This is a genomic window from Isoptericola halotolerans, assembly GCF_045689585.1.
Lineage (GTDB): Bacteria > Actinomycetota > Actinomycetes > Actinomycetales > Cellulomonadaceae > Isoptericola > Isoptericola halotolerans_B.
Map to the genome: position 1 here is coordinate 97,456 of NZ_CP140108.1, position 19,710 is coordinate 117,165.

Sequence of the window (19,710 nt, forward strand, 5' to 3'; positions counted from 1 at the left end):
ATGACACGCACCGACGTGCAGCACCCGCTGGTGATCGCCGGCACGGCCGTGGGTTCGCCCCTGGTGATGGGCACGGGTGGCGCGGCCAACCTGCTCACCCTCGAGGGGGCCCTGGTGGCCTCGGGGACGGGGCTGACCACCGTCGCGATGCGCCGCGTCGCCCCGCGCGCCGGCGGCGAGGCGTCCCGGGACGCGGGGATCTGGGGGCTGCTGGAGCGGCTCGGGATCCGCGCGCTGCCCAACACCGCGGGGTGCTTCTCCGTGCGCGAGGCGCTGCTGACCGCCCGGCTCGCCCGCGAGGCCTGCGGCACGAGCTGGGTCAAGCTCGAGGTGATCGCCGACGACGTCACCCTGCTCCCGGACCCGGTGGGCCTGGTCGAGGCGGCCGAGGAGCTGGTGCGCGACGGGTTCGTCGTGCTGCCCTACACCAACGACGACCCGATCCTGGCGCGGCGTCTCGAGGACGTCGGCTGCGTGGCGGTGATGCCGCTGGGCGCACCGATCGGTTCCGGGCTGGGCATCCTCAACCCCCGCAACATCGAGGCGATCGCCGACGCCGCCCGGGTCCCGGTGATCCTGGACGCGGGCATCGGCACGGCCTCCGACGCCGCGCTGGCGATGGAGCTCGGCTGCGACGGCGTGCTCCTCGCCTCGGCCGTCACCCGTGCCGAGGACCCCGTACGGATGGCCCACGCGATGCGGCTCGCCGTCGAGTCGGGCCGGCTGGCCGCGGGGGCCGGGCGCATCCCTCGCCGCGAGCGGGCGCTGGCGAGCTCGACCCCGGAGGGGCGGCTCGACCTCTCCCTCTGACCGTCCCCGCTCGGCGCAGCGTCAGCCGAGCAGGGCGGGCACGCCGCCGACGACGGAGCGCGCGTCGACACCCTCGGCCCGCGCGACCTGTGCCACGGCGGTCGACCGGGGACCGGCCGCGCACACGAGCAGCACCGGCCGGTCGGTGGGCAGAGCGCCGAGCGCCTCCCGGGCCGTGTCGTCCGGTCCGGCACCGGCACCGCCGAGGAACCGGCCGCTCGGCACCAGCCGGGCGCCATCGACCGGCCGCACCGACGCCTCCCACTCCTCGCGCACGTCGACGAGCACCGCGGGCGGGTCGGCCGTGAGCAGCTCGCGGGCGTCGGCCGCGGAGATCTGCGGCCCGCCGGGCAGCGGCGCGAGCCCGCAGAACGCGGCGTAGGCGTCGTCGCCGGCCAGCAGTGCCGTCACCGGTTCACGGGTCGGGTCGGGGCGCACCGTGAGCTCACGCCAGTCGAGCGCGAGGGCGTCGTACACCGCGAGCCGGCCCAGCAGCGAGGTGCCGAGCCCGGCGACCAGCTTGACCGCCTCGGTGGCCATCGCCGAGCCGACCGCGCCGCACAGCACGCCGAGCACACCACCGGTGGCGCAGTCCGGCACGGTGCCCGGTGGGGGCGGGACGGGGAAGACGTCGCGGTAGGTCGGGCCGCGCTCCTCGCCCGCCGGGGCGCCCCAGAAGAGGCTGACCTGTCCGTCGAACCGGTCGATCGAGCCCCACACGACGGGGAGCCCGAGGATCTCGGCGGCGTCGGAGACCAGGTAGCGGGTCGGGAAGTTGTCGGCCCCGTCGACCACCAGGTCGTAGCCGTCCAGCACCTCCAGGACGTTGTCGGGGTCGAGCCGCACACGGTGCTCCACCACCTCGACGTGCGGGTTCACCTCCGCCACCGCGTCCCGCGCCGAGGCGACCTTCGCCCGGCCGAGGTCCGACTGCCCGTGCAGCACCTGGCGCTGCAGGTTGGTGACGTCCACGGCGTCGTCGTCCACGACGCCCAACGTCCCGACGCCGGCCGCGGCGAGATAGAGCAGCACGGGGCTGCCGAGGCCACCGGCCCCGACGACCAGCACGCGCGCCGCGGCCAGGCGGCGCTGGCCCTCGAGCCCGAGGCCGGGCAGCGCCAGGTGCCGCGCGTAGCGGTCGAGCTCGGCGTCGGTGAGAGCGGGGGCGGGGGCGACCAGCGGCGCGAGCCGGTAGCGCCCGCCGTCCGCGACGCCGTCGCGCAGCGTCATGCTCCGTACCGTTCCGCGAGCGCCCCGAGCTTGGCGTCGGCGTCGGCGTGCACCCGCTTCTCGAGGATGAACGACATCACCGGGACGACGCCGGCGAACACCATCGTGGCGAGGCGTCCGTAGCCCCAGCGCATCTTGGCCCACAGGTCCAGCACGGTGACGAGGTAGACCACGTAGATCCACCCGTGGGCGAACGGCACCCAGCCCATGTAGTCGATGACGGCGTCGACGGGCACGACGTACTTGAAGAACATCTCGACGCACAGCACGAGCAGCATCACGCCGGTGATCAGCGCCATCACCCGGTAGCGGGTCAGGGCCGCGCGGGCCTTGCGGATGGCGGTCGTGGCCTGTTCGGTGGTGACGGCGGAGGTGTTCTGCTCGGTGCTCACGCCACCCAGGATAGGCCGCGAAATTCCGGTGACCGGCGTGGGTGACGGCGCCTACGCTGGACGACCGTGCGCCCCCTCCCGCTGCCCGACCCGGGCAGCCCTCCGCTGACCTCCGCGACCCGCCTGCTCACCTGGCAGGCGTGGCGCCAGCGCGACGTGATGCTCAAGGCAGCCGTCGCGGGCAGCGTGTCCCTGCTGGCCGCCTCGGCCGCTCCCCTGCTGCTCGGCGGCGCGGTCGACTCCGGCCTCGACACGGCCGGGTCGGGCCCGGGCGGCGAGCTGCTGCGGTGGTGCGCCGCGATGCTGGTCGCCGCGGCGGCGATCGTCGTCTCGGGAGTGCTCAGCCACACCTACGACGTCGAGAACTGGCTGCGGGCCTCGTTCTCGTTCACGGAGCTCGTCGGGGACAAGGCCACCCGGGCCGGTCACGCCGTGACGAAGAAGCTGCCCACGGGCGAGGTCGTCGCCGCGGTGGCCAACGACGCCCTGCGCGCCGGGGACATGTTCGCCATGTCCGGGCGGTTCATCGGTGGCGTGCTCGCCTACGTCGTCGCCGCCGGCTACCTGCTGTCCCAGGACCTGGTGCTGGGTCTGGTCGTCGCGCTCGGCGTGCCCGTGGTGGCGGCCGTGCTGGCCCTGCTCGTCCGACCGTTGCAGCGCCGCCAGCGGACGCACCGCGAGTCGGTCGGGCGGCTGACGGCGCTGGGCTCCGACACGGTCGCCGGGCTGCGGATCCTGCGCGGCATCGGCGGCGAGGACGTGTTCGCCGCCCGCTACGCCCGCCAGTCGCAGGAGGTGCGCCGGCGCGGTGTGCGGGTGGCCGGCGTGCAGTCCGTGCTCGACGGTTTGCAGGTGCTGCTGCCCGGGCTCCTCGTGGCCCTCGTGCTCTGGCTGGGGGCGCGGGCCGTCGTGCGCGGTGACCTGACCCCTGGCGAGCTCGTGACGTTCTACGGCTACGCCGCGTTCCTGTCGTGGCCGGTGCAGATGGCCACCCAGATGCTGCAGATGACCACCAACGCCCACGTGTCGGCACGCAAGATCCTCGGGGTGCTGCGGGTGGACGAGGCGACGCCCCAGGCCGCCGCGCCCGCCGCCGCCCCACCGGCCGGCAGCGACCTCGTCGACCACGCCTCCGGGCTGGTGCTGCACCCTGGACGCGTCGTGGCCCTCGTGTGCGCCGACCCGGACGTCTCGGCCGCCGTGGCGACCCGGCTCGGTCGCTTCGACGACGACGCCGAGGCCGCCGCACCCGTGACGCTCGGCGGGGTGCGGCTCGCCGACCTCGACAAGGAGGCGCTGCGGCACCGCGTCGTGGTCTCCGAGGCGACACCGCACCTGTTCTCCGGTGTTCTGGGCGAGGAGCTGGACGCCCGGGGGCGGGCCACCGAGGCCGACCTGACGGCAGCGATCCTCGCCGCCGACGCGCGGGACGTGCTCGACTCCCTGCCCGGCGGCCTGACCGGCGAGCTGCCCGAGAAGGGCAGGTCGTTGTCCGGCGGGCAGCGCCAGCGTGTCGCCCTGGCGCGGGCGCTGCTGACCGACCCCGAGATCCTCGTGCTGGTCGAACCGACCAGCGCCGTGGACGCCCACACCGAGGCGCGCATCGCCGAACGGGTGGCCGAGGTCCGCGCCGGCCGGACCACTCTGGTCGTCACCGCCAGCCCGCTGGTGCTCGACCACGTCGACGAGGTGCAGCTGCTGGACGCCGACGGCCGGGTGGGGGCCCGCGGCACGCACGCCGGGCTGCTGGCGCGCAGCGACGACGACGGCGCCCGCTACCGCGCGGTCGTGGGCCGCAGCATGGCCGCGCCGGGCGCGGCGACGTCGGGCGACCTCTCCCTGGAAGGATCCGTCCGATGAGCGCCACCACCGCCCCGCCGTCACCGGCGGCGGCGCAGCCGAACCAGCTGCCGATCGCCGACCGGCACGAGGTCCGGCGCACCGTCGGCCGCCTGTTCCGCCGCCACCGGACCCGCCTCGGTGGTGTCGCGGTGCTGCACGCGCTCGCGGCGGTCGCCGGGCTGGCCGGGCCGTTCCTGCTGGGCCGGTTCATCGACGAGGTGTCGGCCGGGACCACGGTGACCCGGGTGAACCAGCTCGCGCTGGTGCTGGTGGCCGCCGTCGTCGTGCAGGCCGTGGTGACGCGGTACGCCCAGCGGCTGTCCATGGTGTTCGGCGAGCAGGTCTTCGCCGAGCTGCGCGAGGAGTTCATGGGCACCGCCACCCGGCTCCCGCTGTCCACGGTCGAGAAGGCCGGCACCGGCGACCTGGTCGCCCGGACCACCAACGACGTCAACAAGCTGCAGCACGCCGTGCGGTTCGGCGTGCCCCGGGTGCTGGTGTGCGTCGTCACGATCGGCCTGACGTTGGTCGCCTCGTTCCTCGCCGACCCGCTGGTCGCGGTGGGCCTGCTCGTCGGCGTGCCGATCATCGTCGTCGCCACCCGCTGGTACCTGCGGCGGGCCACGCCCGGGTATCTGCGCGAGTCGGCGGCGTACGCGAGGATCAACGGCACGATCACGGAGTCCGTCGAGGGTGCGCGCACCACCGACGCGCTGTGGCTCGGGCCGCGGCTGCGACGCCGCCTGCGCGGCGACCTGGCCGAGGCGTTCGCCGCCGAGAGGTACACCCTCGGGCTGCGGCTGCGGCTCATCCCGGCGCTCGACACCGCCGTGGCGATCGCCCCGGTCGCGGTGATCGCCTGGGGTGCGTGGCTGGTCTCGCAGGACCTCACGACCGTGGGCGCCGTCGCGACGATCGCGCTCTACGCCTACCAGACGGGCGGACCGGTGTTCGACCTGGTGTTCTGGCTCGACGAGCTGCAGGTCGCCGCGGTCGCCCTCGCACGTGTGGTCGGCGTGGGCCTCGTCGGGCCGGACCGGACGGTCTCTGGCGAGGTACCGGCGTCGGACGACGTCCGTGCCCACGAGGTCCGGTACGCCTACCGCGAGGGTCACGACGTGCTGCACGGCGTGTCGGTGGACCTGCGGGCCGGTGAGCGGCTCGCCGTCGTCGGGCCGTCCGGAGCGGGCAAGTCGACGCTCGGCCGGATGCTGGCCGGGATCCACCCGCCCACGGGCGGCTCGGTGACCGTGGGCGGGGTCCCGCTGGTGGACCTGCCCCTGGAGGACCTGCGCGGGCAGGTGGCGCTGGTGACCCAGGAGCACCACGTGTTCGTCGGGTCGCTGGCGGAGAACCTGATGCTGGCGGACACCTCGGCCACCGACGAGGACCTGTGGCAGGCGCTGGAGGCCGTGGACGCCCGCGCGTGGGCGACGTCGCTGCCGTCCGGCCTGGCCACCGAGGTGGGTTCGGGCGGCCACCCGCTGACCCCCGCGCAGGCCCAGCAGGTGGCGCTCGCCCGGCTGGTGCTGCTCGACCCGCACACCCTGGTGCTGGACGAGGCGACCTCCTTGCTCGACCCGCGGGCGGCCCGGCACCTGGAGCAGTCCCTCAACGCGGTGCTCACCGGTCGCACGGTCGTGGCGATCGCGCACCGGCTGCACACCGCCCACGACGCCGACCGCGTGGCCGTCGTGGACGGCGGGCGGATCACCGAGATCGGCCCGCACGCCGACCTCGTCGCGGCCGACGGCGAGTACGCGCGCCTGTGGCGGTCCTGGCAGCACGAGTAGCCACCCCCGCGCTGTGGGTGCACGACACGCCGTTGATCCCCTCGGCCTAGCGGCGTGTCGTGCACCCGCAGCGAGGGCGGGCGGCGCCCTACCGCGCCGCGACCACGAGCTGGAGGGCCGTGAGCACCACGGCCGTCGCGAGCCCGACGTGGTGCAGAGCCACCAGCCGTCCCAGGCCGGTACGCACGTCGTCGAGCAGGCCGTCGGACGGGGTCAGCGCGACCGCGGCCACCCGCTCCCGCAGCTGCGAGAGCAGATAGCCCAGCCCGACCACCAGGCCGACGAGCACTGCCGTCGACGTGGCGTCGAACCCGCGCTGCCACGCCTGGGCGACGACGAGGAGGGTGCCGCCGCCCATGACCGACATCATGGTCGGCGGCAGCTGATGTAGGAGGCGACGCAGGACGGCGTGCACCTCCCGGACGTCGGCGTCGGGCACCGAGGCCCGGGTCGCGCGGCGCATCGTGGCCCGCACCGGTCGCTCCAGGAACGCCAGGACCATGAAGAGGCCTGTCGCCAGCGCGAAGCACGCCGTGGCGGCGGCGGTGACGAGAGGTTCCACGGTGCTCACTCGCCGGCCACGGGATGGCGGACGTCGAGCGGTTCCGCCGCCAGGGCGTGCTCGCCGAGGAACGTCGCCACCTCGGGTTCCGTGGTCGGCCCCACGACGGCGACGAACCGCTGCACCAGGGAAGCGACCGCACAGGCGACCATGAGCTCGACCACCTGGTCCTGGTCGAAGCGCTCGGTCACCGCCTCGACGAACCGGCGCGGCATCGTCAGCGGCGTCCGGGCCGACAGCCAGGCGAGGCGCAGCGCCGCTCGCTCGGCGTCGTCGAACGTCCCGCCGTCGTCCCGGCCGAGAGCCGCGTCGTAGGCCCGCCGGACCCGCTCGACCGAGCTGTCCGTCGCACCGGGCGCGCGGGTGGCGAGGTAGCCCTCGACGGCCGCGAGGTACGCGTGGTCGCGGGTGACCGCCGAGACCCGAGCCATGAGGTGCTTGAGCTGCGTATCCGGCGAGCATGTCCTCCAGCCCTGGCCCACCCTCCGGCAGGTCGTGCGACAGGTTGTCCGCGTTGGCGGCCCCGACGCCGTGCCGGCCGGCGTCCACGCCGCGGGCGGCGGCGGTCGCTGCCCAGTCACCCTCGATCTCCAGCCCGCCGAGGTCGTTGAAGACGTTGAGGAACCCGAACGAGGCGGCGACCTGCGTGGCGGCCTCGATCGCGGCGTCGGGGTCGACGGCACCGGCACGCGCTTCCGGTGCCGTCCTCCGCGCGGCGTCGAGGCTCGAGGTCGTGACCGCGTGGCGGGTGGCGCGGGCAGCGAGGTCCGCGAGCGCCGCCTCGAACGGTCCGATGGGCGCTCCGTCGGCGCCGCCGTGGCGGCGCGCGTCGGACAGCGCGGCCGGGACGTCCAGATCGGTCCCGGCGTCGGCGACGGCGTGGGTCATGCAGTAGGTGCAGCCCTGGGCGGCCGAGGTGGCGTAGCCGATGGCGGCCATGCCGCCGTGGCCGACGACGTCGACGGCACCGCGGACGGAGGCGAGGTTCTGGCAGTAGACGAACAGCTTGTAGGCGGTGGGCCAGCGGTGCAGGTAGGCGAACGTGTTCGGCCAGAACCCGAAGAACTCGCGGTAGAAGCGCAGGATCGGCCACGACTCCGGGTCCTCGTCGTGGGTGCCGTCACTGGGCTCGATGCTCGCGTGCAGCGGGACGTCCTCGGCTCCCCGGGCGAGCCGGTCGGCGGTGGCGTCGTCGTCGTGCGGCAACCCGTCCCACGGGACGGGGGTGGTCACGGCGTCGACCAGCGCGGTGAGGCGTCCGGCGTCGGCGAGCGCCGTGACGTCGCCGGGGGCGTCGATCCAGGTGCTGCCGACGAACACCTGCGGCACGGTGTGCTGCCCGGAGTGGTAGGCGGCGGTGTCGGCGGTGCGTGCGTCCGCGGTGACGTCGTGCTGGTCGTAGGGGATCCCGGCCTGGTCGAGGGCGCGCTTGGTCGTGCGGCAGTAGACGCAGTCGGGCTTGCTGAAGAAGTGCACGGTCGGGTCGGTCATGGTCTCTCCTGACGTCGGTGGTGCAGCGAGCACCGCATCTTCAGTACAGTACTGTTCTGTTTCATGGTCAAGAGAGGACAATGAGCACGTGGCACACGACGGACGGCGACCGGACCCTCGCATCGAACGCACCAGGACGGCGGTGACCACCACCGCCGCCGAGCTGCTGCTGGCGGGCGGCGTGCGGGCCGTGACCATCGAGGCGGTGGTGGCGCGCTCCGGCGTCGCCCGCTCGACCATCTACCGGCACTGGCCGACCCGCTCCGACGTCGTCGAGGCGGCGTTCGCCCACCTGCTGCCCCCGGCGACCCCTCCGCCCGCGAAGGGGTCGCTCGCCGCGCGCCTGCGCGCCGTCATGTCACCCCGCGTGACGGAGATGAACGGTGCCCGCTACGTCCCGCTCGTCTCGAGCCTGCTCGGCGAGGCGGCCCGCGACCCCGAGCTGGCCGGCCTGCGCGAGCAGTTCGTGCGCACGCAGCAGGCGCCGCTGGTCGCGGTGCTGACCGACGCCGTCACCGCCGGCGAGCTCCCACCGCTCGACGTCGACGAGGCGACCTCCACCTTGCTCGGCCCGCTGCTGTTCGAGCGCGTGATCCTCGGACGGGAGATCGACCCGGAGTTCGCCGAGCGCACGATCGACGCCTTCCTCGCCCGGCACGCCTGACGGGGCTGGTCAGGAGGGCAGCCCGGCGATGCCCCGGCCGACCGGGTCGTCGCGGCCGTCGCGGCCGTCGCGGTCCCCGCGACCGCGGCGGGTCCGCCGCTCCCGCACGCCACCGGCCATCTCGTCACGCACCAGACGGACCCACAGCGCCACCGCGAACAGCCCGAACACCCACCACTGCAGGGCGTAGAAGAAGTTCTGCAGGTCGACGTCGGAGCCACCCTCCAGCTCCGGCCGCGGCAGGAGCGCAGGGCCGCCCTCGGCGGCGGAGGCCTGCGGCGGCGTCGAGTCGGTGAGGACCACGTAGGCCGTGTAGATCGGCCCCGGCCACGTGTTGGCCAGCGCGCTGGACGCGATGTCGCGGGTCAGCGGAGGTCCGCCCGGGTTGTCCGGGACGGTACCGGTGCGCGCCGTGGACTCCGAGGCCTGCAGCCAGCCGTGCAGCGACACCTCCCCCGTGGGCACCTCCAGCGCGGCGGCGTCCGGCGTCGACGAGCCGACCCACCCGCGCACCACCGGGAGCACGGGCGCGCCGGAGAGCGACACCCAGCTCTCCCCGCCCGTGCCGTCGTCGGACACCCGCAGGGGGGTGAGCACCAGGTAGCCGTCGACGCCGTCGAGGGAGCGTCCGGCCACGAGCAGCTGCCCGTCGGGCTCGTAGGTCCCGGTGACGGCGACCTCGCGCCCCACGAGCTCGCCGGGGAACGAGGACTGGGGCGCCAGCACCTCGCCGATCGCCACGGGGGCGGCGGCCGCGGCCTCGGCCGCCGCCTGCTCGGCCGCGAGGTTGGCGCGCTCGTAGGCCCGGTCGATCTGCCACACCCCGAGCCGTCCGCACACCGCCGCCATGGCGAGGAAGACCAGCAGGATCGCGATCATGCGGGGCTGGCGGGCGACCGCCCAGAACGAGCGGCGGACAGGCGGGGCGTCGGGCACGGGACCACGGTAGCCGCGCGCCGCGCGCCACCAGGAATCCGGTGGGCAACCTCACTCGACGACCACGACCCGCCTCCGGCTCCCACGCTGCGCCGAGACGGCCGGTGGGGTGGAATGAACAACGAGCACCATCGTCCCCTCTCCTGCAGGAGCGTCAGATGAGCAACTCGGCCCCCGACTCCACCACCTGGCCGGCCACCGGCGTCACGGACCTGAGCGACACCGACGTCGACCGCCTCGACCAGTGGTGGCGTGCCGCCAACTACCTCTCGATCGGCCAGATCTACCTGCTCGACAACCCGATGCTGCGCCGGACGCTGGAGCGCGATGACGTCAAGCCCCGGCTGCTCGGTCACTGGGGCACGACGCCGGGGCTGAACTTCCTCTACGCCCACCTGAACCGGGTGATCCGCGAGCGCCAGCAGTCGACGGTGTATGTCGCGGGCCCCGGGCACGGGGGGCCCGGACTCGTGGCGAGCACCTACCTCGAGGGCACCTACTCCGAGATCTACACGGACGTGACCCAGGACGACGAGGGGATGCGGCGGCTGTTCAAGCAGTTCTCGTTCCCGGGCGGCATCCCGTCGCACGTGGCCCCGGAGACACCCGGGTCGATCCACGAGGGCGGCGAGCTCGGCTACGCCCTCTCGCACGCCTACGGGGCCGCGTTCGACAACCCGGACCTGCTGGTGGCCGCCGTCGTCGGCGACGGCGAGGCCGAGACCGGCCCGCTGGCCACGAGCTGGCACTCGAACAAGTTCGTCAACCCCCGCACCGACGGCGTCGTGCTGCCGATCCTGCACCTGAACGGCTACAAGATCGCGAACCCGACCGTGCTCGCGCGCGTCAGCGACGACGAGCTCCGCGACCTCATGGTCGGCTACGGGCACACCCCGTACTTCTTCACCGGCGGGTTCGACGGCGAGGACCACGCCGCCGTGCACCGCCGGTTCGCCAAGCTGCTGGACGAGGTGCTGGACCACATCGCACAGATCAAGGCGGATGCAGCAGCCGGCGACGACGAACGGCCCGCGTGGCCCATGATCGTCTTCCGCACGCCCAAGGGCTGGACCTGCCCGCCCGAGATCGACGGGAACAAGACGGAGGGCTCCTGGCGTGCCCACCAGGTACCGCTCCCCAGCGCGCGTGACACCCCCGAGCACCTGGACGTGCTGCGCGACTGGATGCAGTCGTACCGGCCGCACGAGCTGTTCGACGAGGACGGCCGGTTGCACGCCGAGATCGCCGCGCAGGCGCCGGAGGGCGAGCTGCGCATGGGCGCCAACCCGCACGCCAACGGCGGCCTGCTGCTCAAGGACCTGCGGCTGCCGGACTTCCGCGACTTCGCCGTCGACGTCCCGCGGCCCGGCGGAGCGATGACCGAGTCCACCCGGGTGCTGGGCAGCTGGCTCACCGAAGTCATCCGCCGCAACCCGGACAGCTTCCGGATCTTCGGGCCGGACGAGGTCGCCTCGAACCGGCTGCAGGCGGTCTACGACGCCACCGACAAGCAGTGGAACGCCGAGTACGTCGGGCCCGAGGTGGACGAGCACCTCGCGCGTGCGGGCCGTGTCATGGAGATGCTCAGCGAGCACCAGTGCCAGGGGTGGCTGGAGGGCTACCTCCTGACGGGTCGGCACGGCCTGTTCACCAGCTACGAGGCGTTCGTCCACATCGTCGACTCGATGTTCAACCAGCACGCCAAGTGGCTCAAGGTCACCAACCACATCCCCTGGCGCCGGCCGATCGCGTCCCTCAACTACCTGCTGTCCAGCCACACGTGGCGGCAGGACCACAACGGGTTCTCCCACCAGGACCCCGGGTTCATCGACCACGTGGTCAACAAGAAGGCCGAGATCGTGCGCGTCTATCTCCCGCCGGACGCGAACACCCTGCTCAGCACGTACGACCACTGCCTGCGCAGCCGCCAGTACGTCAACGTGGTGGTGGCCGGCAAGCAGCCCGGGCCGCAGTTCCTGTCGATGGACGACGCCATCGCGCACTGCACGCGCGGCCTGGGCATCTGGGAGTGGGCCGGCACGGAGGTGCCCGGGGAGGACCCCGACGTCGTGCTCGGCTGCGCGGGCGACGTCCCCACGCTCGAGACCCTGGCGGCCGCGCACATGCTGCGCGAGGAGCTGCCGGACCTCAAGGTCCGCGTCATCAACGTCGTGGACCTCATGCGGCTGCAGGACGAACGGGAGCACCCGCACGGGTTGTCGGACAAGGACTTCGACGGGCTGTTCACCCCCGACCGGCCGGTGATCTTCAACTACCACGGTTACCCGTGGCTGATCCACCGGCTCACCTACCGCCGGCGCAACCACCCCAACATCCACGTGCGGGGCTACAAGGAGGAGGGCACCACCACCACGCCCTTCGACATGGCGATGCTCAACGACATCGACCGGTACCACCTGGTGCTCGACGTCATCGACCGGGTGCCGGGCCTCGGTTCGAAGGTGGCGGGCCTGCGTCAGCGGATGGTCGACGCGCGCCTCGCGGCCCGCCAGTACACGCGCGAGCACGGCGAGGACATCCCCGAGGTGCGGGACTGGGTGTGGCCGGACGCCGGCCAGACGGCCACCGACGCGGCCGGCCCGATGTACGACGCCGCGACCGCCACGGGCGGTGACAACGAGTGAGCCGCCGGGAGTGACCAACCCGACGCCGTCGGGGCGGTGCGTCGCTCGCCGCGATGCGATGGAATGGGCGTGACGTCCGACGCGAGCGAACAGGCGGCCAGTGAGCACACGCAGCATCTACATCGCGTCCCCCGAGGGGGACACCGGCAAGTCCACGGTCGCGCTCGGGGTCCTCGACCTGCTGGTCCGCCAGGTCCAGCGGGTCGGGGTCTTCCGAGCAGTCTCCCGGGTCCCGGAGCGCCCCGCGGCCGACGGCGGCACGGGCGTCCGGGACCACGTCCTGGAGATGCTGCTCGCCCACGACGGCGTGGACCTGGAGTACGCCGACGCGGTCGGGGTCACCTACGACGACGTCCACGCCGACCCGGAGGGCGCGCTGGCGAGGATCGTGGCGCGCTACCACGACGTCGCCGCCCGGTGCGACGCCGTCGTCGTGCTCGGCACCGACTACACGGACGTGTCGGGCGCGACCGAGCTGGCGTTCAACGCCCGGGTGGCCGCCAACCTCGACGCACCCGTGCTGCTCGTCGTCTCGGGGCGCGGGCGCGGGATCGACGACGTCGCCACCCTGACCCGGCTCAGCGTGGCGGAGCTGCGGGCGAGCCACGCGCAGCCGATCGCCGTGGTGGTGAACCGGGCCGAGGACGCCGTGACGGACGCGCCCGCGGCGGTGCGGGCCGGCATCTCGGGCGAGGACCTGCCGACCTGGGTCATCCCGGAGGAGCCGTTCCTCGGGGCGCCCACCGTGGCCCAGCTCGCCGACGCGGTCGACGGCACACTGCTGCTCGGTGACCGGGACCTCCTCGCGCGCGAGGCGCTCGACGTCATCGTCGGTGCCATGACGTTCGAGCACATGCTCGGACATCTCGCGGACGGCACCGTCGTCATCACCCCGGGCGACCGCACGGACGTCCTGCTCGGGCTGCTGTCGGTGCAGGCCGCGCAGCGCTTCCCGTCGCTCGCCGGGCTGATCCTCACCGGCGGCTACCGGCCGTCGGGCCGGTCCGGGCAGCTCGCGGCGGCCCTGGAGCCGCACGTGCCCATCATCGCCACCACGATGGACACCTACGAGGTGGCCGGCGTCGCGGCGCGGACGCGGGGCGCCATGACGGCGACGGCGCAGCGCAAGCACGACGTCGCCCGGGCCATGTTCGAGCAGCGGGTCGACGGCGCGGAGCTGCTGGCCCGGCTCGCCCTCGAGCGCACCCCCGTGGTGACCCCGCTGATGTTCGAGCACGAGCTCGTCGAACGCGCCCGCGGCGACCGGCGGCGCGTGGTGCTGCCCGAGGGCGACGACGACCGCATCCTGCGCGCCGCCTCGACGGTGCTCGCGCGCGGCATCGCGGATCTCGTGATCCTGGGCGACGAGACGGCGATCCGGGCCCGGGCCACCGAGCTCGGCCTCGACATCGACGCCGCGTTGGTGCTCTCCCCGACCGACCCCGAGCACGTCGAACGGTTCGCCGCCGAGTACACCCGGCTGCGGGCGCACAAGGGCATGACCGTCGAACGGGCGCGCGAGATCGTCACGGACGTGTCCTACTTCGGCACGATGATGGTCCACCTCGGACTGGCCGACGGCATGGTCTCCGGCGCGGCGCACACCACCGCCCACACGATCCGGCCCTCCTTCGAGATCATCCAGACCCGACCGGGCGTGTCCGTGGTGTCCTCGGTGTTCCTCATGTGCCTGCCGGACCGGGTGCTCGTGTACGGCGACTGCGCGGTCAACCCGGACCCGACGGCGGAGCAGCTCGCCGACATCGCCGCGTCGTCCGCGGCCACCGCCGCGCAGTTCGGCGTCGGCCCGCAGATCGCGATGCTGTCCTACTCGACCGGCACCTCCGGCACGGGGGCCGACGTCGACAAGGTGCGCGCGGCCACCGACCTCGTGCGCGAGCGCCACCCGGAGCTGAGCGTCGAGGGCCCCATCCAGTACGACGCCGCGGTCGACGTGTCCGTCGCGGCGTCCAAGCTGCCCGAGTCGTCCGTGGCCGGGCGGGCGAGCGTGTTCATCTTCCCGGACCTCAACACGGGCAACAACACCTACAAGGCGGTGCAGCGCTCGGCCGGCGCCGTGGCGATCGGGCCGGTGCTGCAGGGCCTGAACAAGCCCGTGAACGACCTCTCCCGCGGCGCGCTGGTGCCGGACATCGTCAACACGGTGGCGATCACGGCGATCCAGGCGCAGTCCGCCACCACCACGAACGGAGCGCCCGCATGAGCATCCTCCCGGAGGCCGAACGGCCCAACCCGTACAGCGCCTACGGGGCGCACGGCTCGGTGCTGGTGCTCAACTCGGGCTCGTCGTCGCTGAAGTACCAGCTCGTCAACCCGGTCGGCGGCGAGGCGATCGCCGCCGGCACGGTCGAGCGCATCGGGGAGTCCGGCGGGTCGGGCATCGTGACGCACACCTTCGCCGGCAACCGCACCCGCCGTGAGCCCGACGTCCCGGACCACGGCGAGGCGTTGCGGCTGGCGCTGGGGATGTTCGACGAGATCGGCCCACGCCTCGCCGACGCCGGGATCTACGCCGTCGGGCACCGCGTGGTGCACGGCGGGGCCGAGTTCTCCGGTCCGGTGGTCGTGGACGACGGCGTCGTGGACCGCATCGAGGCGCTGGTCCCGCTCGCTCCCCTCCACAACCCCGCCAACGTGCAGGGCATCCGCGTGGCCCGTGAGCTGCTCCACGACGTGCCGCACGTCGCCGTCTTCGACACGGCGTTCTTCCAGGCCCTTCCCGCGGAGGCCTACACGTACGCCATCGACCGGGAGGTGGCCGCGGCCCATGACGTGCGCCGCTACGGGTTCCACGGCACCAGCCACCAGTACGTGGCCGGCAAGGTGGCCCGCGTGCTGGGCCGGCGGGTGCAGGACCTCAACACGATCGTGCTGCACCTGGGCAACGGGGCCTCCGCGTCGGCGGTGCGCGGGGGCGTGCCGATCGACACGTCCATGGGTCTGACGCCGCTCGAGGGCCTGGTCATGGGCACCCGCTCCGGCGACATCGACCCGGCCGTGGTCTTCCACCTCGCCCGCAACGCCGGCATGGACATCGACGAGCTGGACACGTTGCTCAACAAGCGCTCGGGCATGCTGGGGCTGTCGGGCGTCAACGACTTCCGCGAGCTGCGGCGACTCATCGACGACGGCGACGAGGACGCGGCCCTGGCGTTCGACGTCTACGTCCACCGGCTGCGCAAGTACGTGGGCGCCTACGCCGCACTGCTGGGGCGGGTGGACGTCATCGCCTTCACCGCCGGCGTCGGCGAGAACGACGCCGTGGTGCGCGCCGCCGTCTGCGCGGGCCTGGAGAACTTCGGGATCGCCGTCGACGAGGACCGCAACGCGGCCAGGGGCGGTGAGCGCATCATCTCCCCCGACTGGGCGAAGACCCTCGTCATGGTCGTCCCCACCATGGAGGAGCTCGCCATCGCCCGGCAGTGCGTGGAGGCCGTGGACGGCCGGGAACCGACGGCGGCGGTCACCACCGGCTGAGCCCCCTCAGGCTCCGGCGGATCCTCTTGTCGCCCCAGCCCGCGGCTCCGCTCCAGGTGCGTTCCTCGTCCCTCAGGCGACGGCGAAGACCAGGCCCGCGATCGCGAAGCCCATCACACCGATCCCGGTCTCCATGACGGTCCAGGTGCGCAGGGTCGTGCGCACGTCCATGTCGAAGAACCGGCCGACCAGCCAGAAGCCGGAGTCGTTGACGTGGCTGAGCACGACGGACCCGGCCGCGACGGCGACGACGATCGCCGCGAGCTCCACCGCTCCATAGCCTCCGGCGGCCACGGCCGGGGCGATGAGCCCTGCCGCGGTGGTCAGCGCGACCGTCGCGGAGCCCTGGGCGACGCGCAGCACCGCGGCGACGAGGAATCCGGCCACGATGACCGGCAGCCCGACGTCGCCGAGGACCTCCGCCAGGGCGTCGCCGATGCCGGTGGCCCGCAGCACCCCACCGAACATGCCGCCGGCGCCGGTGATGAGGATGACCGAGGCGACAGGCCCGAGGGCGGAGTCCAGCGTCTTCTCCAGGGCGGTGCCCTCGACCCCGCGCCGGCGGCCCAGCACCCACGCGGCCACGAGCACCGTGATGAGCAGGGCCACCGGGGTCGCGCCGACCAGCCCGGCGACGGCCACGGCCGCCGAGTCGCCGTCGACCCATCCCGCTGACGCCGCGGTCTCCAGCCCGGTGTTGGCGAAGATGAGGATCAGGGGCAGCAGCAGGATGGCGACGACGATGCCGAAGCGGGGCGGGTTCGCGATCTGCGCGTCGTCGGCCCGGCCGAGGATCTCCGGCACGGGGAGCTGGAACCTGCGGCCGGCCCACCGGCCGAAGAGGTAGGCGGTGACGTACCAGGTGGGCAGCGCGGCCACGAGACCGACGAGGAGCACCATGGCGACGTCCGCGCCGAGGAACTCCGACGCCGCGACGGGGCCGGGGTGCGGGGGCACGTAGATGTGCATCACGGAGAACGCACCGGCGACCGGCAGCCCGTAGAGCAGCACGGAGCCGCCCAGCCGCCGCGCGACGGCGAACACGATGGGCAGCATCACCACGAGGCCGGCGTCGAAGAAGATCGGGAAGCCGAACAGCAGCGAGGCGATGCCCAGCGCGAGCGGTGCCCGGCGCTCGCCGAACCGTCGGATGAGCACGTCGGTCAGGGCTTGCGCGCCGCCGCTGGTCTCGACGAGCCGGCCGAGCATCGCGCCCAACCCCACGAGCAGCGCGACGGCGGCGAGCGTGGAGCCGAACCCGTCGAGCAGGACGTCGACGATGCCGCCCGCAGGCAGCCCGGCGGCGACGGCGGTCAGGAGACTCACCAGGATGAGGGCGACGAACGCGTGCAGGTGGACCTTGATGATGAGGAAGAGCAGCAGCGCGACGGCCGCTGCCGCGATGACGAGCAGCGGGCCGGCGGTGAGGGTCTGGGTCCAGTCGTCAGGCGTCATGGCTCGCTCCTCGTCGTGGTGGTGGAGCAGCGCGCGACGACGTCGTCGACGATCTGCTCGGGCGGGGCGGCGACGTCGACGGTGAGCCCGTCCTCGTCGTCGGCCAGGGGTTCGAGGGTGGCGAGCTGCGAGGGCAGCAGCGAGGTGGGCATGAAGTGGCCCGACCGCCCGGTCATGCGCTCGGCGAGCAGCTCGGGCGCCCCGTCCAGGTGGAGGAACCAGACCTGGCCGCGGGCGGCGCGCAGCACGTCGCGGTAGGTCCGCTTGAGCGCGGAGCAGGTGACGACGGCGGGGCGCCCGGCGTCGGCCTCGGCACTGAGCCAGTCGCGGATCGCGGCCAGCCACGGCGCCCTGTCCTCGTCCGTGAGCGGGGTGCCCGCGCCCATCTTGGCGATGTTCGCCTCGGAGTGGAACTGGTCGGCCTCGGCGTACTCGACGCCGATCCGTTCGGCGAGCAGGCGGGCGACGGTGGTCTTGCCCGAACCGGCGACCCCCATGACGACGATGTGCACGACGGCGTCGGCCGCCTCGTCGCGGGGGTCCTGCTCGGGACCGTGTTCAGCAGGTGTGACGTCGGTGTCCATCGGTTCGACTTCCGTGTCGGCGGGTCAGTTCCACGAGGATGCATGATTGGTAGCACCTTTGGCAAGCGATTGGTGTCACCAATTGCGGGAGGTACGTGCCTCGGTAGGCTCGCCCCATGCCGACCCCAGCCCTGCACAGCGCCGTCCTCGACGCCGTCGGGCGGGCCGTCACCAGCGGCGACGTCGCACCGGGCACTCCCCTCACCCTCGAGGCGATCGGAACACAGCACGGCGTGTCCCGCACCGTGGCCCGGGAGGTCATGCGGATGCTCGAGGGACTCGGCCTCGTCCGCTCCCGCCGCCGGGTCGGCCTGGTCGTGCTGCCCATGACCGAGTGGAACGTCCTCGACCCCCGCGTGATCCGCTGGCGCCTCGCCGGCCCGGGACGCGACGACCAGCTCCGCACCCTCACCGAGCTCCGCCACGCCGTCGAGCCCCTGGCCGCCGCCGGGGCCGCACGCCACGCGAGCGACGACGAGCGCGCCGAGCTCCTCGACCTCGCCGCCCGCATGCGGGTGCTCGGCGACCGCGGCGACCTCGCCGAGTTCCTCGACCTGGACATCCGGCTGCACGAGCTCCTGCTCAGGGCCAGCGGCAACGAGATGTTCGGCGCGCTGGCCGCCGTCATCGCCGAGGTGCTCACCGGCCGCACCCACCTGGGCCTCATGCCCGCCTCCCCCGTGCCCGAGGCGCTCGAACAGCACGAGGCCGTCGCGCACGCCGTGGCCCACGGCGACGCCCCGGCCGCCGAGGCCGCGATGGCCGCGCTCGTGGGGGAGGTCCGGCGCGCCCTCGACGCGACGACGGCGGACGCGGGGACACCATGACCGTGCTCCTCGACCCGCCGGCCTGGCCCGCGCACGACCGCCTCTGGTCGCACCTCGTCTCGGACTCGTCGCTGCACGAGCTGCGGACGTTCGCGCGCACGGCCGGCATCCCCGACCGCGCCTTCGACCTCGACCACTACGACGTCCCGGACGAGCGCTACGACGACCTCGTGGCCGCCGGGGCGACCCCGGTGGACGGCCGTGAGCTCGCGCGTCGGCTCGCCGGCTCCGTCCTGCGGGTTCCTGGCCACGAGCGACGGCGCGCCCGGCGCACGGTGCTCCTGTCGCGCTGGACCTCGCTCTGGCCGGACGCCGCGCTCTCCACCGCCGTCGGCGAGGACGTCGTCGACCGCTGGCGCGAGCCGCACCGCGACTACCACGGTCGCCTGCACCTGGCCGACGTCCTCGACGCCCTGACCCTCGTGCTCCCCGAACTGTCAGAAGATCGTCGGGGCATGCCGGGTCGTGGTTCTGACAGCTCGCGGGCGGGGTGGCTCGCGTCGGTCGCGCTGTGGTTCCACGACGCGGTGCACGACGGCGCCACCCCGGGCGACGAGGAGCGCTCCGCCGCCCTGGCGGTCGAGCTCCTCACTCCTCTCACGAGCTGTCAGACTCCCGTGGGGGTATACCCGCACGAGAGTCTGACAGCTCGTGAGGTGGCGGAGGTCGAGCGCCTCGTGCTGGTCACGGTGACCCACGACCCCGACCCGGGCGACCTCGCCGGCTGCCTGGTGAGCGACGCCGACCTGGCGATCCTCGGTGCCGACCCGGGGCGCTACTCCCGCTACGTGGCGCAGGTGCGCGCCGAGTACGGGCACGTCGGTGACGCGGACTTCCGGGCCGGACGCGGCGCCGTGCTCGAGCAGCTGCTCACGCTGCACACCGGGCCGGGCCTGTTCCGCACGCCCGCCGCCCGCGGCCGCTGGGACGCGCCGGCCGAGCGGAACCTGCGCGCCGAGCTCGACGGCCTCTGAGCTCCCC

15 protein-coding genes are annotated in these 19,710 nt (G+C 73.6%); 9 read left to right on the plus strand and 6 right to left on the minus strand.

Going from position 1 to position 19,710, the window contains the following annotated elements:
• A complete protein-coding gene (locus UQW22_RS00435) occupies window positions 1-810 on the plus strand; it encodes a thiazole synthase (protein ID WP_407318892.1) in 810 nt (269 codons plus the stop codon).
• A 21-nt stretch (window positions 811-831) separates the two neighbouring features.
• Here UQW22_RS00435 and moeB read toward each other — a convergent pair whose 3' ends face one another.
• Both moeB and UQW22_RS00445 read right to left on the minus strand, forming a co-directional pair.
• The gene (gene moeB / locus UQW22_RS00440) at window positions 832-2,040 is read right to left on the minus strand and encodes a molybdopterin-synthase adenylyltransferase MoeB (protein WP_407318893.1); all 1,209 of its coding nucleotides are present in this window, start codon (window positions 2,038-2,040) and stop codon (window positions 832-834) included.
• Window positions 2,037-2,432, minus strand: a complete 396-nt coding sequence (locus UQW22_RS00445; protein WP_407318894.1) for a DUF3817 domain-containing protein — start codon at window positions 2,430-2,432, stop codon at window positions 2,037-2,039. The genes moeB and UQW22_RS00445 overlap by 4 nt, the downstream gene beginning before the upstream one ends.
• Window positions 2,433-2,498: 66 nt before the next feature.
• On the opposite strand from UQW22_RS00445, the gene UQW22_RS00450 reads away from it, so the two are divergent.
• Entirely contained in the window at window positions 2,499-4,292 is a 1,794-nt protein-coding gene (locus UQW22_RS00450) for an ABC transporter transmembrane domain-containing protein (protein ID WP_407318895.1), read from the plus strand.
• Window positions 4,289-6,067 (plus strand): ABC transporter ATP-binding protein, encoded by a 1,779-nt coding sequence (locus tag UQW22_RS00455; RefSeq protein WP_407318896.1) that lies wholly within the window; start codon window positions 4,289-4,291, stop codon window positions 6,065-6,067. Before UQW22_RS00450 ends, UQW22_RS00455 begins: the two co-directional genes overlap by 4 nt.
• Before the next feature lie 88 nt (window positions 6,068-6,155).
• On the opposite strand, the gene UQW22_RS00460 is transcribed toward UQW22_RS00455, so the two are convergent.
• Complete coding sequence (locus tag UQW22_RS00460) at window positions 6,156-8,120, minus strand: glutaredoxin family protein (protein WP_407318897.1); 1,965 nt, start codon at window positions 8,118-8,120, stop codon at window positions 6,156-6,158.
• An 88-nt stretch (window positions 8,121-8,208) separates the two neighbouring features.
• On the opposite strand from UQW22_RS00460, the gene UQW22_RS00465 reads away from it, so the two are divergent.
• Entirely contained in the window at window positions 8,209-8,784 is a 576-nt protein-coding gene (locus tag UQW22_RS00465; RefSeq protein ID WP_407318898.1) for a TetR/AcrR family transcriptional regulator, read from the plus strand.
• A gap of 9 nt (window positions 8,785-8,793) precedes the next feature.
• On the opposite strand, the gene UQW22_RS00470 is transcribed toward UQW22_RS00465, so the two are convergent.
• Window positions 8,794-9,720 carry an SURF1 family protein gene (locus UQW22_RS00470; protein WP_407318899.1) on the minus strand — a complete coding sequence of 309 codons (927 nt, stop codon included), beginning with the start codon at window positions 9,718-9,720 and terminating at the stop codon, window positions 8,794-8,796.
• A 158-nt stretch (window positions 9,721-9,878) separates the two neighbouring features.
• Here UQW22_RS00470 and UQW22_RS00475 point away from each other — a divergent pair, with 158 nt between their 5' ends.
• The 3 genes from UQW22_RS00475 (at window position 9,879) to UQW22_RS00485 (ending at window position 15,863) form a co-directional block, all read left to right on the plus strand.
• Complete coding sequence (locus tag UQW22_RS00475) at window positions 9,879-12,365, plus strand: phosphoketolase (protein ID WP_407318900.1); 2,487 nt, start codon at window positions 9,879-9,881, stop codon at window positions 12,363-12,365.
• Between the two features lie 100 nt (window positions 12,366-12,465).
• Entirely contained in the window at window positions 12,466-14,589 is a 2,124-nt protein-coding gene (gene pta / locus UQW22_RS00480) for a phosphate acetyltransferase (protein ID WP_407318901.1), read from the plus strand.
• Window positions 14,586-15,863, plus strand: coding sequence for an acetate/propionate family kinase (locus UQW22_RS00485; RefSeq protein WP_407318902.1), 1,278 nt, complete (start codon window positions 14,586-14,588; stop codon window positions 15,861-15,863). The genes pta and UQW22_RS00485 overlap by 4 nt, the downstream gene beginning before the upstream one ends.
• Before the next feature lie 72 nt (window positions 15,864-15,935).
• Here UQW22_RS00485 and UQW22_RS00490 read toward each other — a convergent pair whose 3' ends face one another.
• Together UQW22_RS00490 and UQW22_RS00495 are read right to left on the minus strand one after the other, a co-directional pair.
• Entirely contained in the window at window positions 15,936-17,318 is a 1,383-nt protein-coding gene (locus UQW22_RS00490) for a GntP family permease (protein ID WP_407318903.1), read from the minus strand.
• On the minus strand, window positions 17,315-17,902 hold the full coding sequence (locus tag UQW22_RS00495) for a gluconokinase (RefSeq protein ID WP_407318904.1): 588 nt from the start codon (window positions 17,900-17,902) through the stop codon (window positions 17,315-17,317). The genes UQW22_RS00490 and UQW22_RS00495 overlap by 4 nt, the downstream gene beginning before the upstream one ends.
• 116 nt (window positions 17,903-18,018) lie before the next feature.
• Between UQW22_RS00495 and UQW22_RS00500 the strand changes: the two genes are divergently transcribed.
• Entirely contained in the window at window positions 18,019-18,729 is a 711-nt protein-coding gene (locus tag UQW22_RS00500) for a FadR/GntR family transcriptional regulator (protein WP_407318905.1), read from the plus strand.
• On the plus strand, window positions 18,726-19,703 hold the full coding sequence (locus tag UQW22_RS00505) for a DUF4031 domain-containing protein (RefSeq protein ID WP_407318906.1): 978 nt from the start codon (window positions 18,726-18,728) through the stop codon (window positions 19,701-19,703). The genes UQW22_RS00500 and UQW22_RS00505 overlap by 4 nt, the downstream gene beginning before the upstream one ends.
• Window positions 19,704-19,710: the final 7 nt, after the last annotated feature.